The sequence below is a fragment of the Arenimonas sp. genome (assembly GCF_019459675.1).
In the GTDB taxonomy this organism is placed as follows: Bacteria; Pseudomonadota; Gammaproteobacteria; order Xanthomonadales; family Xanthomonadaceae; genus Arenimonas.
The window spans coordinates 1-13310 of sequence record NZ_JAIBFH010000229.1; the positions used below are offsets into that span (position 1 = coordinate 1).

Genomic DNA, 13310 nt, shown 5'->3' on the forward strand with positions numbered 1-13310 from the left:
AGGATTTCCTTCGCCCCCCGCCCCGCCGCCGGGGGTGCCGTCCCGGCCGCCGGGGCCGCGGGCGCGGCGGCCACCGCCCTGGCGGCTGCCCCCGCCGCCCTGCCGGCCGGCGCTGCGGCCACCGCCCTGGCTGCCGTCACCGCCGGCGTTGCCGCCGCCCTGCGACTGGCCGCTGGACTGGCCGCGGCCGGCGTCGCCGCCCTGGCTGCTTTCGCTGCCGGACGGGGCGTCACTGCGCTGGCGGCCACCGCCCGACTCACCGTCCGACGACTGGCTGGCAGCCGGCGCACGTTCGGGAGCCGGCGCAGCGGCCGGAGCCGGAGCCGCAGCAGCTGCCGGAGCAGCAACCGGTGCCGGCGCCTGCGGGGCGCTGGCTTCGGTGCTTTGGGCGGGGGTGGCTCGCGGCTTGCGCGGGCGCTTCTCGGCGCTGGGGCCGGATTCGTTTTCGATATCAGACACAGTATTCACCTCGCGAACGCGAGCGTGGGGGAGGGAGGGGTTCTTGCAGAAAGAGGGGGCGCACCAAGCGCCTCAGTGACGTAACGCTAACACCGGCGGGGCCGCGGCGACAACCCGGGCGGCCGCGCATACCCCGGCCGGGGCCGGGGCACGGGACCTCAAAGGGCCTTGTCCATGAACTGCGCGAGCTGGGCCTTGCCCACCGCGCCGACCTGCGTGGAGTGCACCTTGCCGTCCTTGAACAGCATCAGGGTGGGGATGCCGCGTACGGCGTACTGGCGCGGCGTTTGTGGATTGTGGTCAATATTTATCTTGACCACTTTGACCTTGCCCGCGTACGTGCCGGCCAGTTCGTCCACCATCGGGCCGATCATCTTGCAGGGGCCGCACCACTCGGCCCAGAAATCCACCAGCACCGGGGTCTCGGACTTGAGTACCTGGGCCTCGAAGTCGGTATCGCCCACGTGCAGCACCTGGTCGCTCATGCCTTCAAACTCCTGATTCGCTTGGGGGATGCGGTCCGGTTGCGGCCGCCATTGGGTTAAACTGGGGCGCTGACGAAGGTAAATCAACCGCCAGCGGCACCCCAGGACGCGCCGAGTTTGCGACCCCCGGGCACCCCGCGCAAGCGCAGAGACGCGCATCCAGAGAGTCCCATGTCCGATAAGCCCCTGACTGATATCCCTTTTTCCAACTTCGAACTGCACCCGGCGCTCCAGGCAGGACTCGCAGCCGCCGGCTTCAGCCGCTGCACCCCCATCCAGGCGCTGACCCTGCCGATCGCCCTGGCGGGCCGTGACGTCGCCGGCCAGGCCCAGACCGGCACCGGCAAGACGCTGGCCTTACTGGTCGCGCTGATGAACCGGCTGCTGACCCGCCCGGCCCTGGCCGACCGCAAGCCCGAAGACCCGCGCGCCCTGATCCTGGCGCCTACCCGCGAGCTGGCCATCCAGATCCACAAGGACGCCGTGAAGTTCGGCGCCGACGTCGGCCTGCGCTTCGCCCTGGTGTACGGCGGCGTGGATTACGACAAGCAGCGCGAACTGCTGCAGCAGGGCGTGGACGTGATCATCGCCACCCCCGGCCGCCTGATCGACTACGTCAAGCAGAGCAAGGTGGTTTCCCTGCACGCCTGCGAAGTGTGCGTGCTGGACGAAGCCGACCGCATGTTCGACCTGGGCTTCATCAAGGACATCCGCTTCCTGCTGCGCCGCATGCCGGCCCTTTCCGAGCGCCAGACCCTGCTGTTCAGCGCCACCCTCAGCCACCGCGTGCTGGAGCTGGCCTACGAGCACATGAACGACCCGGAAAAGCTGGTCGTGGAGTCGGAGTTCATCACCAATGCCAAGGTCCGCCAGCTGGTTTACTTCCCGGCCGACGAAGAGAAGATCCCGCTGCTGATCGGCCTGCTGACCCGCAGCGAGGGCCACCGCACGATGGTGTTCGTGAACACCAAGGTCTGGGTCGAGCGCGTGGCGCGCGGCCTGGAGCGCGCCGGCTTCCGCGTGGGCGTGCTGTCGGGCGACGTGCCGCAGAAGAAGCGTGAAACCCTGCTGGCGCGCTTCCAGAAGGGCCAGCTCGACATCCTGGTGGCCACCGACGTGGCCGCCCGCGGCCTGCACATCGACGGCGTGTCGCACGTCTACAACTACGACCTGCCGTTCGACGCCGAAGACTACGTGCATCGCATCGGCCGTACCGCCCGCCTGGGCGCCGAAGGCGACGCCATCAGCTTCGCCTGCGAGCGCTACGCCATGTCGCTGCCCGACATCGAGGCCTTCATCGAGCAGAAGCTGCCGGTGGCTGCGGTCGAGGCCGAACTGCTGATCGCCAAGCCGCGCGCCCCGCGCGAGAAGGTCGAAGGCGAGGACGAGGGCGAAATCGAAAGCGTCAGCGCCATCTTCCGCGAAGTGCGCGAAGCCAAGGCGGCCGAGGACGAGCGCCGCGGCGTAACCCGCGGCGGTCGCAGCAGCAGCGGCGGTGGCCGCGACGCCGGCCGTCCCGGCGGCGGTTCCCGCGAGCGCAGCGGCCCGCGCCCCGGCGCCCCGCGCGAACGCAAGCCGGCGGTGGCCGAAGCGCTGCTGCCGCCAACGGTCGAGGCGCCGGTGGACCCGACGCGCCCGGCGCAGCGCCCCGCGCCGTCTTCGCCCATGCAGGTGGACCCGAACGCGCCCGAGCGCAAGCGCCGCCGCCGTCGCGGTGGCCGCCCTGTGGTTGACGGCGCGCCCGTGGATGCCGGCGCCAAGCCGCGTTCGCCCGACGCCGCGGCGCAGGCCCCGGTTTCCGGCGACAAGCCTTCGCTGCTGGGCCGCATCAAGGCGGGCCTGCGTTCGCTGGTGAAGCGCACCCCGCCCACCGGTCACTGACCACCCCACCGCCGCCCGCCCCGCATGGCCCTGCTCCGCTTCGACAACGTCACCAAGGCCTACCCCGGAAGCGCGCCCGCGCTGAGCGACGTCAGTTTCTGCGTCGAGGAGGGCGAGATGCTCTTCGTCACCGGCCACTCCGGTGCGGGCAAAAGTACCCTGCTGCGCCTGGTGCACCTGTCGGAGCGGCCCAGCCGCGGCACGGTGCTGGTGAATGAGCGCAACCTGGCCAAGGTCCGCGGTGGCAAGGTGCCGCTGCACCGCCGGCAGGTGGGCGTGGTGTTCCAGGACCACCGCCTGCTCACCGACCGCAGCGTTTACGACAACGTGGCGCTGCCGCTGCTGATCGCCGGCACGCCGGGCGCCGAGGTGGGCAAGCGCGTGCGGGCGATGCTGGACAAGGTGGGCCTGGGCGAGCGCGAGCGATCGCTGCCGATGCAGCTTTCCACCGGCGAGCAGCAGCGCGTGGGCATTGCCCGCGCCATCATCGCCCAGCCCCAGCTGCTGGTGGCCGACGAACCCACCGGCAACCTCGACCCGCAGCTGGCGGCCGAGATCATGCAGCTGTTCGCCTCGCTGCCGGCACTGGGCACCACCGTCATTGTTGCCAGCCACGACCTGGCGCTGGTCAAGCGCATGCGCCGGCGCGTGCTGGTGCTCGACCACGGCAAACTGGCCGACGACATTTCACCCGAGGACCTCGCGGCATGAGCGCCAAGGCCGAGCCCCGCGCCAAGCCCGCGGCCGCCGAGCGCAAGAAGGCCGGCGGCATCGGCAGCCGCCTGCGCGCCTGGCGCGAACAGCACCTGTATTCGCTGGTTTCCAGCCTGGGGCGCCTGGCCTCCCGCCCGGGGGCCACCGGGCTCACGGTGGGCGTGATGGCGATCGCGCTGGCGCTGCCGCTGGGGCTGGGCATGGCGCTGGGCAATATCGAACGCTTTTCCGGCAGCGTCACCGAGTCGCGCGAGATCGGCGTATTCCTCAAGCCCGATGTCACCGTGGCGCAGGCGCGCGAGCTGGCCAGCGACATCGGCGCGCGCGCCGACGCGGTGGCGGTGGGCGTTCGCACGCCGGACGAAGGCCTGGCCGAGTTCCGGGCCATGAGCGACCTGGCCGGCGCGCTGGACGTGCTGGAGGACAATCCGCTGCCCACCGTGCTGGTGGTCCAGCCCAAGGGCGACGGCGACGCGCTGGCGGCCGATTTGCGCCTGTTGCCGCAGGTGGACATCGTCCAGCATGACGCCGCCTGGCGGCAGCGCCTGTCGGCCTGGCTGGCCTTCGGCGAGCGCGTGGTGCAGGTGGTGGCGGTGCTGCTGGGCCTGGGCGTGCTGCTGGTGGTGGGCAACACGGTGCGCCTGGACATCGGCGCGCGCAGCGAGGAAATCGGCGTTCTGCAGCACCTGGGCGCCACCGATGCCTTCGTCCGCCGCCCGTTCCTGTACCTGGGCGCCTGGTACGGGCTGGCCGCGGGGGTGCTGGCTGGTCTGCTGCTGGCGGTGGCCGGGATGCTGATGCAGGGCCGCCTGTCGGCCCTGGTGGCCAGCTATGGCACGCAGTTCGACCTGGCGGGCCCGGGGCTGCGCGGCAGCCTGGTGCTCCTGGCCGGGTCGGCGTTGATGGGGTGGCTGGGCGCGTGGCTCGCAACCGGGCATCATCTACGTCGGACCCGTCCCGTGGACGTGTGACATGAGCAATCCCAGTTTCCGCAGTTTCGACACCGCCTCGCCGCGCATCATGGTCGTGGACGGGTCGAAGGTCGTGCGCAAGATGATCGAAGGCGTGCTGCGCCAGCAGCTGCCGGGCCTGGAGTTCGTCGGCTGCGAAACCGGTGAGGAGGCCAAGGCTGCCCTGCAGGCCGGCGCCGTCAACCTGGTCACCACCGCGCTGCGCCTGCCCGACATGGACGGCCTGGACCTGGCGCGCTACCTGCGCGAGCACACGCCCCAGGCCTACATCCCCATCATCGTGGTCTCGGGCGACGTGCAGGAGCGGCTGGAAAGCCGCTCGATCAGCGACGACGTCACCGATTATTTCGACAAGGCGCTGGGCTTCAACGCCCTGGCCGCCTTCATCAAGGGCTACGTGGCGCCCGAGTCCGAGGCGGGCGGCGAAGTGCTGTACGTCGAGGACAGCCGCGTGGTGGCCATGGCCACCCGCCGCATGCTCGAGAAGCACAACCTCACCGTCACCCACGCCACCGGCGTCGAGGACGCCATCGCACACCTGGAAACCATGCGCGCCCAGGGCAAGGTGCCGGGCCCGGACATCGTGCTCACCGACGTCTACCTCAAGGGCGAACTGACCGGCAAGGACCTGCTGCACTCGATCCGCCACGATTTCGGCTACGCCAAGGGCCTGCTGCCGGTGCTGGTGATGACCGGCGACGCCAACCCGGCCAACCAGAGCGACCTGCTGCGCGAAGGCGCCAACGACCTGGTGCAGAAGCCCATTGAAGAGCGCCTGCTGATCACCAAGCTGCTCTTCCAGCTGCGCGTGGGCCGGATGCTGCGCGAGAAGCTCGGCAAGTAAGGCGTGGCTGGCGACAACCCGCCCGACGAGGGCCGGATCCGGCTCGAGCCTTCGTGGAAGGCCCGGGTCGGTGACTACCTGCAGCGCCCGGACATGCGCGAACTCGGCGCTTTCCTGCGTCAGGAAAAAGCCCGCGGCAAGCACATCTTCCCGCCCGGCCCGCGCATCTTCTCGGCGCTCGACGCCACGCCCTTCGACCAGGTGAAGGTGGTGGTGCTGGGCCAGGACCCCTACCACGGCGCCGGCCAGGCGCACGGCCTGTGCTTCTCGGTGCTGCCCGGCGTGCCGGTGCCGCCGTCGCTGCAGAACATCTACAAGGAACTGAAGGCCGACCTGGGCATCGCCCCGGCCGACCACGGCTGCCTGCTGCCCTGGGCCCGGCAGGGCGTGCTGCTGCTCAACGCCGTGCTGACGGTGGAGGAGGGCAAGGCCGGCGCCCACCAGGGCAAGGGCTGGGAAGGCTTCACCGACGCCATCGTGCAGGCCCTGGACCGGGAGCGCGAAGGCCTGGTGTTCATGCTCTGGGGCAGCTACGCCCAGGCCAAGGGCAAGCTGGTGGATCCGCGCCGGCACTGCATGCTGCGCGCCCCGCACCCCTCTCCGCTTTCGGCGCACCGGGGTTTCCTGGGCTGCGGCCACTTCGGCAAGGCCAACCGCTGGCTGGAGGGCGCCCGGCAGGCGCCGATCCAGTGGGCCTTGCCGCCGCGTGCGGAGGTCGAGGCGCTGCTGGCGGCTTCGTAGTCGCCGCAGGATTAGCGGCTGGATTCCACGAACTCATACTCGCGCTCGCCGTCGGATACCCGCAGCGTGCGTTGGCCGCTGCGTTCCCCGGCCTCGAGCACGAGCCCCGCGCCGCCCGGCGAGATGGTTTCCACCACCGTTGCCGTCGACGCTTCCGTCGGCGCGGCCAGTTCGCTCCGCCAGCCGCCGGTGTCCAGCCACGTCGCGCCTTCGCCGGCGACAATCTGTATGTCTCCCAGCGCGTCGCTGCGATAGTGCCCGGCCAACCGCGCCTGCAGCCCGGCGTCCAGCGGCGCCTTCAAGCGGCGCGCTTCATCCTTGGCCGCTTGGGCGCGTGCTGAAGCGCGCTCGGCCATCCGGGCCTGCACCCCCAGGTCCAGGTCGAACAGCACTTCCAGCAGGCGGTCCTGGAAGAAGCCGCGAACCTCGGCGCCGGCGTCGGCGTTCATCAGCAGCGCCATGCCCACGCCGTGCGCCGGAAGGAAAGCGAACTCGCCCTGGTAGCCGGGCATGCTGCCGCCATGCGTCACGATCCGGAGGCCCTGATTCTCGTTGATCTTCAGGCCCATGCCATACCACTGGTCCATGCCGCCGCGCGCCACCTGGCCCACCTGGCGTTCGAGCAGGGCGGCCTCACCGATGTAGCGGCTGCCGTCGGGCAACCTGCCCCTGGCGAGCTCCATCCGAAGGTAGGCCAGCAGGTCGGTGACATCGGTCCAGGCACCGCCGTCGGGGCGCATGGGAATGCCGGCGTCGTTGAAGCCCGGCTCGGTCACCACGGCGGTGGAGCCATCGCTTCGCTGGGCGTGGGGCGACGCAAAATTCCCGCGCTGCGCGGCGGCGGCATCGAACGTGGTGGATCGCATGCCCAGCGGGTCGAAGACGAGATCCTGCATGGCCCGGTCGTAGGCCTCGCCGAAGCCCAGCGTGGGGTAGGCCTGCCGGGCGACGACATACCCGCCCGCCACGGCCATGGGGTTCGAATACTGGTAAAGCTCGCCGATGCCTGCGGTGGGAGTCATCGTGGCCAGCAGGTCAAGCGTCCCTTCGGGCGTCAGCTCGTCACCCCGAAAGTACGCCTCAAGGTCCTGGCGTGGCAGTCCGGTGCATGCGCAAAGCAAATGGCGCACCTGGATGTCGCGGGTGCGGGTCGGATCCGCGACGCGAAAACGCGGCGACAGCTCCGCCACCCGCTGGTCCCAGCGCAGGCCGCCCGCGTCCACGCGCTTGGCGATCATCAGGCTGGTGAGCGGCTTGGTGATCGAAGCGCTCAGGAACCGCGTGCGGGCGTCCACGCGATCCGTCGAACCCAGCTTGCGGACACCCAGGCCACCGGCGAACTTGATTTCGCCATCCTGCACCAGGCCCAGCGCGGCGCCGGGGATGTCGAAGGCGATCCGCGCCTGTTCCAGGAAATCGACCAGGGCGGCAATGCGCGCCGCGTCCAACGGATGGGCTTTGCGCAGCAATGGCGGTGGACCCGCGTAGCCCTTCGCCCGCAGGCTGCCCAGCAGCAGCGTCAGCTGGGATTCCCGGCGCGCGGCGACCGGTCCGGAGAGGTCGGCGAGCATCACCACCCATTCGTGGCCGTCATGCACGGCCTGTGCATAGCGGAAGCGGTCGGAGCCGGCCTTGGCCGGATACCGATAGGCCCGCACGGTGGTCCAGCCGCTGCGGAGGTCGCGATCGGCAGACGTTCCTGCGGCGGGTGCGCGTCCTTCCAGGCGCGTCCAGGCTTTCTCCACCGCGTCGTCGGCGGAAACGGCCGGGCCATGGGCGATCGCCAGGGTGGCGTCACCTTCGGGCGCGGTAAACGCGTGCAGCCCCGGCGTGCTCTTGCGTGTCCAGCCCCGGGGCGGCAGAAAGGTGGCGCCGGCGTCCGTGGACACGGCCAGGGTTGAATCGGGAACCGCCGGCGTTGCCGCCGGGAGCTTCGGCGCAGCGACCGGCGCACCCGTGGTGGCGCGTTCGTCGGCGGCTACCGGCTGGAGCAGCAGGGCCAAGGACAGTCCGATGCAGAGCTTCTTGAGGTTCATCGGGTGAGGTCCTGTACGTGACTGCGTCCACCGTCGGCGGCCATGAGCCGCTGCTCGTAGTCGATCTGAGCGGAGTGAGAGAGCCGTTCGTGCTCGGCCTGCGCGAGCTGCTCGTGTCTGGACTGGGCGGTCTGCGAAAGCCGCTCGTATTCGGATTGGGCGGCTTGCGACAGCCGTTCGTATTCGGCTTGGGCCGATTGGGAAAGCTGTTGGTGTTCGGCTCTGGCCGATCGGGACAGTCGTTCCCATTCCGCCCCGGCGGCGGCCAGGCCTTCGCGCGCGGGCTCGGGCTGCGGTTCCCACGTTTTCACGCTGACAGCGGGCGTTGCCGTGGACGCCGTGGCCCAAGCAGACGCCATGGCCAGCGCCAGCACGCCATTCATGGCGGATCGAGCACCCCGACGGCGGCGCCCGGAGTCCAGCAACGCATCGATGCGGTGTTCCAGCAGCGGCGCGTTGCCCATCATCGCCAATCCAGCCAGCGATCGCGGCACCAGGCCCGGCGGTTGCCTGCCGGCAACGCACAGCAGCGCCTCCGCGTACTGCAGGTGATCGCCGGCGCGCGCGGCGGCGCCGGCATCGCACGCCAGCTCACGCGCCTGGTCCAGCCAGCGGGCCAGGCGCGCCAGCGCGGGGTTCCACCAGAACACGGCCAGGACGACACGCTGCAGCGCGTGCCAGGCCGGATCGCGCCGGGCGATGTGTTCGACCTCGTGCGACAGCACGGCGCGCAGCGCTTCACGCGGCAGCTGAGCGGCAAGCCAGGCCGGCAGCACGATGCAGGGCTTCCAAACGCCCAGTACCGCCGGGCCGAAGCCCGCGGACAGATGCACGCGGGTCCCCGGAGGCAGCAGGTCGGCGTGACGGTATTCGATGTCCAGCGCTCGCGGGCTGAGCAGGACCAGCACGTTGGCGCTCCGCCAGGCCGACAGCAGCCGATAGAGCTGCACAAGGCCAACCGTGATCCACAGGCCCAGCAGTGCCGCTGCCCAGCCCCCCTTGAAACCAGGCCCGCCTGCGGCGCCCGATGGTTCGCTGTTTGCCAGTAACTGCGCGCTGGCGCCCTCGGGCGCGAGGGCGGCGAACGGAAGCAGAGGGCCCAGCACCGCTACGAGCAGCGCGCCAAGCAACCAAGGGTGCCGTGCCTGCGCGGGCACCCATCGGAGGACGACGGCACCCATGCCGAGCAAGAGCACGCTGAGCGACAGGTGCTCGATGGCGTAGGAGGCCAATGCGGACAACATCAGCCTTTGCTCCGTTCCTGGGCTGCAGCGGTGATTTTTGAGCGCAGGCGGTCGAGTTCGCCAGCATCCAGGGCGTTGTTCTGGACCAAGTGCAGGGCCAGCACCTCGGGCGAATCGTCGAAGAACTGGCGCAGCAGGTTGTCCAGTGCCTGCGTGCGCACCTCGTCGCGACTCACGCTGGCGCGGTAGATGAAGGCGCGGCCCTCCTGCCGGTACTCGACGAGCGATTTCCTGAGCAGGATGCCGAGCATGGTGAGCACGGTGTTGTAGGCCACCGCCTTGGTGGCGGACAGCGCGTCTGCGACTTCCCGCACGGAGGCTTCCCCGCGATCCCAGAGCACCTCGAGGATGGCGCGTTCCGCATCGGTCACCGTGGGCGAGGTTGGGCGCACCATGGCTGGCGTCTCCTATGGAATTAGTTTTTGCACGATAGATCTGGGTCCGGAAGCTGTCAACTATTTAATTAGGTTTGTGGTCCCACCCCCCCGGACAAGACTCTGGGCCCCACCTGGACCGCGCCAGAAGGCCGTATCCGCGGCTTGTCGGGACGCGCTTGCTTGTCCCGACGCCCTGGGCTATTGAAACCGGATGGCCAGGCCCCAGCTTTAAAACGTGCCGCTGCCCTGTCGTTCCATGAATGGAACGTACAGGGAACTTCTGGCCTATTTAGCACCCTAAACAGCCGAGTGCTAAACTCCGGCCCATGAAAGAGGATTCGATGACCACTGCCCTGATCGCCAACAACCTGCCGATCCCGAGTGCGCTGGGTTCGCTGGATGCCTACATCTCCGCAGTCAACCGCGTGCCCGTGCTCACCGTCGAGGACGAGCAGGCGCTCGCGCGCAAGTTCCGCGAAGAAGAAGACCTGGAAGCCGCCAAGGCGCTGGTCGTTTCGCACCTGCGCTTCGTGGTGCACGTGGCCCGTGGCTACCAGGGCTACGGCCTGGGCATGGGCGACCTGATCCAGGAAGGCAACATCGGCCTGATGAAGGCGGTGAAGCGCTTCGATCCCGACCAGGGCGTGCGTCTTGTGTCGTTCGCGGTGCACTGGGTGCGCGCGGAGATGCACGAGTTCATCCTGCGCAACTGGCGCATCGTCAAGGTCGCCACCACCAAGGCGCAGCGCAAGCTGTTCTTCAACCTGCGCAAGTCCAAGAAGCGCCTGGGCTGGATGAACGACGCCGAAGTCACCGCGGTGGCCAACGACCTCAAGGTTTCCAAGCGCGAAGTGCTGGAAATGGAGTCGCGCCTGAGCGGTCGCGACATCGGCTTCGATGCGCCGGATGAAGACAACGACAACGCGCCGCCGTCGCCCGTGGCCTACCTGCGCGAGTCCAGCGACGACCCGGCGATGGCCTACGAGCGCGAAAGCCACGAAGACGACCAGCTCGAGCTGCTGCGCGACGGCCTGGCCGAACTCGACCAGCGCTCGCGCGACATCCTCAAGCGCCGCTTCCTGGGCGAGCCCAAGGCCACGCTGCAGGAGCTGGCCGACGAGTACGGCGTCAGCGCCGAGCGCATCCGCCAGATCGAAGCCAACGCGCTCAAGAAAATGCGGGCGCTGTTCGCGGCCTGACCGGAACCGGCGGCATTGAAAGGCAACGGCCCCGACAGGGGCCGTTGTCGTTTCAGGGCTCCCGGTCGGTGCGCCCGACGATGATCCGGGCGTGCCGCTGGTAGGTCCAGTACGACCAGCCCCAGTTCACCAGGACGATGATGCGGTTGCGGAAGCCGATCAGGAAGAACAGGTGGGCCACCAGCCAGAACCACCAGGCCAGCAGGCCCGACAGCTTCAGGTTGCCGTAGTGCACCACCGCAGCCATCCGGCCAATGGTGGCCAGGTTGCCGTAATCGCGGTAGCGGAAAGGCCTGGCCGCGGTCGCGCCGCGCAAGCGATCGCGGAGCACGGCGGCCACGTGTGTCCCCATCTGCTTGGCCGCCGGCGCTACGCCCGGCACCGGCTTGCCGTCCTGCTGCACGCTGGCCAGGTCGCCGATGACGAATACCTCGGGGTGCCCGGGCAGCGACAGGTCGGGCGCCACCGGCACGCGGCCGGCGCGATCGGTGGGCACGCCAAGCTGCCTGCCCAAGGGTGACGCCGCAACGCCCGCCGCCCACAGCACCGTGCGGCTGTCGATGCGCGCATCGCCCAGGGTGACGCCGTCGGCATCGATCGCCGTCACGGGTTTGCCCGCATGCACTTCCACGCCCAGCCTGAGCAGCTGCAGCCGGGTTTTTTCCGACAGCTCCGGGGGCATCGCCGCAAGCACGCGTGGCCCGGCCTCGACCAGGTGCACGCGCGCGCTGCGCACGTCGGCCCGACGGAACTCGCGGGGCAGGGTGTGGCGCGCGATCTCCGCCAGCGTGCCGGCCAGTTCGACGCCGGTCGGGCCACCCCCGATCACCACGAAGTTGAGCAGGCGCCGACGCTCTTGGGCGTCGTTCTCGCGTTCGGCCGCTTCGAATGCCGACAGCACCCGGCTCCGGATCGCCAGCGCGTCGTCGAGCGTCTTGAGGCCCGGCGCATGTTCGGCCCAGGCATCGTTGCCAAAGTAGGCGTGGGTGGCGCCGGTGGCCACCAGCAGGTAGTCGTAATCAAGCGTGCCCTGGGCCAGGGTGACGCGGCGCGCGCCCAGGTCGATGGCAAGCGCCTCGTCCATCCGCACCGTGACGTTGGACTGCTTGCGCAGGATGTGGCGCAGCGGCGCGGCGATGTCCGGTGCGGACAGCCCGGCCGTGGCCACTTGGTAAAGCAGCGGCTGGAAGAGATGGTGGTTGGTGCGATCCACCAGGGTGATGCGAACCGGCGCCGACGCCAGGGCGCGCGTCGCCCACAGCCCGCCGAAGCCTCCACCCAGCACCAGCACATGCGGTTGATGCCCTGCGTCCATCGCCAATTCCTCAGTACAAATCCGTGGGGTCCACGTCCAGCGACCAGCGCACCTTGCGCGCTGACTTGAGCGCCCGCAGGCGCGGCAGCCAGTCCTGCAGGGCGGCATGCAGCGGCGCGCGCTGGGGCGCGTCCAGCAGGATCTGGCCGCGCGCCTTGCCCGCACGGCGCGCCATCGGCGCGGGCATCGGGCCGTTCAACTGCACGCCGTCGTGGGTCTCGAATTCGTTGCGTGCTTCGCGCAGGAACCCCTGCATGTCGGCTTCGGTGGGCGCTTCGGCGCGCAGCAGGGCCAGGTGCGCATAGGGCGGGAACTGCGCCACTTCGCGCTCGGCCAGCTGCAGCGCCGCCACCGCGGGGTAGCCGCCGGCCAGCAGGGTGTTGAGCAGCGCGTGCTCGGGGTGGTGGGTCTGCAGCAGCACTTCGCCCGGCAGCTGCGCGCGGCCGGCGCGACCCGCCACCTGGATCAGCAGCTGCGCGAGCTTTTCACCGGCGCGGAAGTCGGCGCTGAACAGGCCTTCGTCCACGCCCACCACGGCCACCAGCGTCAGGCGCGGCAGGTCGTGGCCCTTGGCCAGCATCTGTGTGCCGACCAGGATGCCGGACTGTTCGCCGAAGGCTTCCAGGTGTTTTTCGATGGCGTCGCGGCGACGGGTGGTTTCGCGGTCCACGCGGACCACGAGGGCATCGGGGAAGCGTTCGGCCAGCGCTTCTTCGATGCGTTCCGTGCCGGCGCCCTGCGGCTGCAGCGCCAGGCTGGCGCAGTCTGGGCAGGCGTTGGGCGGCGTGGCGCGCGCGCCGCAGTGGTGGCAGATGAGGCGGCGGCCGCCGGCGTGCACCGTCATCGCCGCGTCGCAGCGCTTGCAGTGCGCGCTCCAGCCGCAGTCATGGCAGATCAGCACGGGCGCATAGCCGCGCCGGTTCTTGAACACCAGCGCCTGTTCGCCGCGCGCCAGGCAGCGGCCGACGGCGTCCAGCAGGTCTTCTGACAGCCCGTTGCGCAGCGTGCGCTTGCGCACGTCCACCACCCGCACTGCCGGCGGCC

13 protein-coding genes are annotated in these 13310 nt (G+C 69.9%); 6 read left to right on the top strand and 7 right to left on the bottom strand.

Translation table 11 applies throughout. From position 1 onward, the window contains the following. Window positions 1-459: hypothetical protein (locus K0M70_RS07745; protein WP_290781211.1), on the bottom strand; the 459-nt coding region annotated here is incomplete at its 3' end. A gap of 158 nt (window positions 460-617) precedes the next feature. Next, window positions 618-944, bottom strand: coding sequence for a thioredoxin TrxA (gene trxA, locus K0M70_RS07750; RefSeq protein WP_290781213.1), 327 nt, complete (start codon window positions 942-944; stop codon window positions 618-620). A gap of 171 nt (window positions 945-1115) precedes the next feature. Between trxA and rhlB the strand changes: the two genes are divergently transcribed. The 5 genes from rhlB to ung are packed head-to-tail and all read left to right on the top strand — an operon-like array spanning window position 1116 to window position 6095. Next, the gene (gene rhlB, locus K0M70_RS07755) at window positions 1116-2825 is read left to right on the top strand and encodes an ATP-dependent RNA helicase RhlB (RefSeq protein WP_290781215.1); all 1710 of its coding nucleotides are present in this window, start codon (window positions 1116-1118) and stop codon (window positions 2823-2825) included. A 24-nt stretch (window positions 2826-2849) separates the two neighbouring features. Beyond that, on the top strand, window positions 2850-3536 hold the full coding sequence (ftsE, locus tag K0M70_RS07760; RefSeq protein WP_290781217.1) for a cell division ATP-binding protein FtsE: 687 nt from the start codon (window positions 2850-2852) through the stop codon (window positions 3534-3536). Next, window positions 3533-4510: a permease-like cell division protein FtsX gene (gene ftsX, locus K0M70_RS07765; protein WP_290781219.1), complete on the top strand. Its 978-nt coding sequence runs from the start codon at window positions 3533-3535 to the stop codon at window positions 4508-4510. Before ftsE ends, ftsX begins: the two co-directional genes overlap by 4 nt. A 1-nt stretch (window position 4511) precedes the next feature. Next, window positions 4512-5354, top strand: a complete 843-nt coding sequence (locus tag K0M70_RS07770; protein ID WP_290781221.1) for a response regulator — start codon at window positions 4512-4514, stop codon at window positions 5352-5354. Window positions 5355-5357: 3 nt separating this feature from the next. Next, window positions 5358-6095, top strand: coding sequence for a uracil-DNA glycosylase (ung, locus tag K0M70_RS07775; protein ID WP_290781223.1), 738 nt, complete (start codon window positions 5358-5360; stop codon window positions 6093-6095). 11 nt (window positions 6096-6106) lie between these two features. Here ung and K0M70_RS07780 read toward each other — a convergent pair whose 3' ends face one another. The 3 genes from K0M70_RS07780 to K0M70_RS07790 are packed head-to-tail and all read right to left on the bottom strand — an operon-like array spanning window position 6107 to window position 9770. Next, window positions 6107-8131, bottom strand: coding sequence for a serine hydrolase domain-containing protein (locus K0M70_RS07780; RefSeq protein WP_290781225.1), 2025 nt, complete (start codon window positions 8129-8131; stop codon window positions 6107-6109). Then, a complete protein-coding gene (locus tag K0M70_RS07785; RefSeq protein WP_290781227.1) occupies window positions 8128-9375 on the bottom strand; it encodes a M56 family metallopeptidase in 1248 nt (415 codons plus the stop codon). Before K0M70_RS07785 ends, K0M70_RS07780 begins: the two co-directional genes overlap by 4 nt. Further along, entirely contained in the window at window positions 9375-9770 is a 396-nt protein-coding gene (locus K0M70_RS07790) for a BlaI/MecI/CopY family transcriptional regulator (RefSeq protein ID WP_290781229.1), read from the bottom strand. The genes K0M70_RS07785 and K0M70_RS07790 overlap by 1 nt, the downstream gene beginning before the upstream one ends. A gap of 323 nt (window positions 9771-10093) precedes the next feature. Between K0M70_RS07790 and rpoH the strand changes: the two genes are divergently transcribed. Next, window positions 10094-10951, top strand: a complete 858-nt coding sequence (rpoH, locus tag K0M70_RS07795) for an RNA polymerase sigma factor RpoH (RefSeq protein ID WP_290781231.1) — start codon at window positions 10094-10096, stop codon at window positions 10949-10951. A 52-nt stretch (window positions 10952-11003) separates the two neighbouring features. Here rpoH and K0M70_RS07800 read toward each other — a convergent pair whose 3' ends face one another. Both K0M70_RS07800 and priA read right to left on the bottom strand, forming a co-directional pair. Further along, entirely contained in the window at window positions 11004-12266 is a 1263-nt protein-coding gene (locus K0M70_RS07800) for an NAD(P)/FAD-dependent oxidoreductase (RefSeq protein WP_290781233.1), read from the bottom strand. 10 nt (window positions 12267-12276) lie between these two features. Next, on the bottom strand, window positions 12277-13310 hold a 1034-nt coding region (gene priA, locus K0M70_RS07805; RefSeq protein WP_290781235.1), incomplete at its 5' end, for a primosomal protein N'.

What these genes read in the sequence shown, in the direction of transcription:
- trxA (WP_290781213.1), bottom strand. Translation starts at nt 944, where the DNA reads ATGAGCGACCAGGTGCTGCACGTGGGCGATACCGACTTCGAGGCCCAG.
- rhlB (WP_290781215.1), top strand. Translation starts at nt 1,116, where the DNA reads ATGTCCGATAAGCCCCTGACTGATATCCCTTTTTCCAACTTCGAACTG.
- ftsE (WP_290781217.1), top strand. Translation starts at nt 2,850, where the DNA reads ATGGCCCTGCTCCGCTTCGACAACGTCACCAAGGCCTACCCCGGAAGC.
- ftsX (WP_290781219.1), top strand. Translation starts at nt 3,533, where the DNA reads ATGAGCGCCAAGGCCGAGCCCCGCGCCAAGCCCGCGGCCGCCGAGCGC.
- K0M70_RS07770 (WP_290781221.1), top strand. Translation starts at nt 4,512, where the DNA reads ATGAGCAATCCCAGTTTCCGCAGTTTCGACACCGCCTCGCCGCGCATC.
- K0M70_RS07780 (WP_290781225.1), bottom strand. Translation starts at nt 8,131, where the DNA reads ATGAACCTCAAGAAGCTCTGCATCGGACTGTCCTTGGCCCTGCTGCTC.
- K0M70_RS07785 (WP_290781227.1), bottom strand. Translation starts at nt 9,375, where the DNA reads ATGTTGTCCGCATTGGCCTCCTACGCCATCGAGCACCTGTCGCTCAGC.
- K0M70_RS07790 (WP_290781229.1), bottom strand. Translation starts at nt 9,770, where the DNA reads ATGGTGCGCCCAACCTCGCCCACGGTGACCGATGCGGAACGCGCCATC.
- rpoH (WP_290781231.1), top strand. Translation starts at nt 10,094, where the DNA reads ATGACCACTGCCCTGATCGCCAACAACCTGCCGATCCCGAGTGCGCTG.
- K0M70_RS07800 (WP_290781233.1), bottom strand. Translation starts at nt 12,266, where the DNA reads ATGGACGCAGGGCATCAACCGCATGTGCTGGTGCTGGGTGGAGGCTTC.